The 1,393-nt window shown below is 67.0% G+C and carries 2 protein-coding genes and 2 pseudogenes; all 4 read left to right on the top strand.

Features of this window, described 5'->3' with window-relative positions; genetic code table 11:
- A pseudogene (locus G3O06_RS49560) lies at positions 1–132 on the top strand (YscQ/HrcQ family type III secretion apparatus protein); the annotation flags it as partial.
- Complete coding sequence (gene sctR, locus G3O06_RS48185) at positions 119–769, top strand: type III secretion system export apparatus subunit SctR (protein ID WP_010109702.1); 651 nt, start codon at positions 119–121, stop codon at positions 767–769. The pseudogene G3O06_RS49560 and the gene sctR, both read left to right, overlap by 14 nt.
- 44 nt (positions 770–813) lie before the next feature.
- Positions 814–1,077 carry a type III secretion system export apparatus subunit SctS gene (sctS, locus tag G3O06_RS48180; protein WP_038743708.1) on the top strand — a complete coding sequence of 88 codons (264 nt, stop codon included), beginning with the start codon at positions 814–816 and terminating at the stop codon, positions 1,075–1,077.
- A pseudogene (locus G3O06_RS48175) lies at positions 1,074–1,393 on the top strand (type III secretion system protein); the annotation flags it as partial. The gene sctS and the pseudogene G3O06_RS48175, both read left to right, overlap by 4 nt.

Genomic DNA, 1,393 nt, shown 5'->3' with positions numbered 1-1,393 from the left:
CTCGCCGCGCGCGACGTGCCGGTGCGGCTCGTCGCATACGGCCAGGCGATCGGCGGCGGCAGGCTCGTCGCGGTGGGCGCGCATCTCGGCGTGCGGATCGATCGGATGGCGGGCGACGATGGTTCAGTTTAACGACATCACCGGCCTGCTGATCGCCGTGCTTGTGATGAGCATGGTGCCGTTCATCGCGATGGTCGTTACGTCGTACGCGAAGATCGTCGTCGTGCTCGGCCTGCTGCGCAACGCGCTCGGCGTGCAGCAGGTGCCACCGAACATGGTGCTGAACGGCATCGCGATCCTCGTGTCGCTGTACATCATGGCGCCGATCGGTTTCGCCGCGCAGCAGCAGCTACAGGGGCAGGCGCTGTCGCCGCAGCCGACGCAGGCGATGCTGCAGGCGTTCGGCGCGGCGAAGGAGCCGTTCCGCCAGTTCCTCGCCGCGCACTCGCGCGAACGCGAGAAGCGCTTCTTCCTGCGTTCCGCGTCGGTGATCTGGCCGAAGGCCGCGGCCGCGCAACTGCGCGAGGACGACCTGATCGTGCTCGCGCCCGCGTTCACGCTCGCGCAGATGACCGACGCGTTCCGCATCGGCTTCATCCTCTATATCGCGTTCATCATCGTCGATCTGGTGATCGCGAACGTGCTGATGTCGATGGGGATGAACCAGGTGCAGCCGACCAACGTCGCGATCCCGTTCAAGCTGATGCTGTTCGTCGTGATGGACGGCTGGTCGACGCTCGTGCACGGCCTCGTGCTGACCTATTCCTGATGTCCCGATCCCGACTCCAATTCCGATTCCAAGGAGGTTGTCCGATGGAAATCGATGACCTGATCCGGCTCACCTCGCAAGGCATGATGCTGTGTCTTTACATCTCGCTGCCCGTCGTGCTCGTCGCGGCCGCATCCGGGCTCGCGATCTCGTTCCTGCAGGCGATCACGTCGCTGCAGGAGCAGAGCATCTCGTACGGCGTGAAACTGGTTGCGGTGACGGTTACCGTCGCGATCGCCGGGCCGTGGGCGGCCGCCGAGATCCTGCATTTCGCGCAGCAGTTACTGTCGGCGGCAGTGCCGTCATGAGCCGCATCACGCGCGCGATCGCGCAGACCATCCACGCGGCGAAGCCGGATCCGCGACGACGCCGGCCGGTGCGCGCGCGCACCGCGACGACCTACGGAAAATACGGCACGCGCTTCACGTATTCGAACGGCAATCAGGCGGCCGCGCTCGCCGCGCGCAACCAGATGCTCGCGAAGCTGAAGCCGCGTCCGAAGGCGGGCGCCGCGGGATCGCGGCGGCGCCGGCGCGCCGACAGCCAGGGCGAAGCGTCCGATGCGGGAGAGGAATCGACGGTGCCGCACGCGCACGTCGCGCCGCACGACGAGCACGACCGGCA

Source organism: Burkholderia sp. Ac-20345 (assembly GCF_017104825.1).
Lineage (GTDB): Bacteria > Pseudomonadota > Gammaproteobacteria > Burkholderiales > Burkholderiaceae > Burkholderia > Burkholderia lata_B.
Note: the sequence above shows the minus strand (reverse complement) of the source record. Positions and strands in the feature narration are given on the sequence as shown.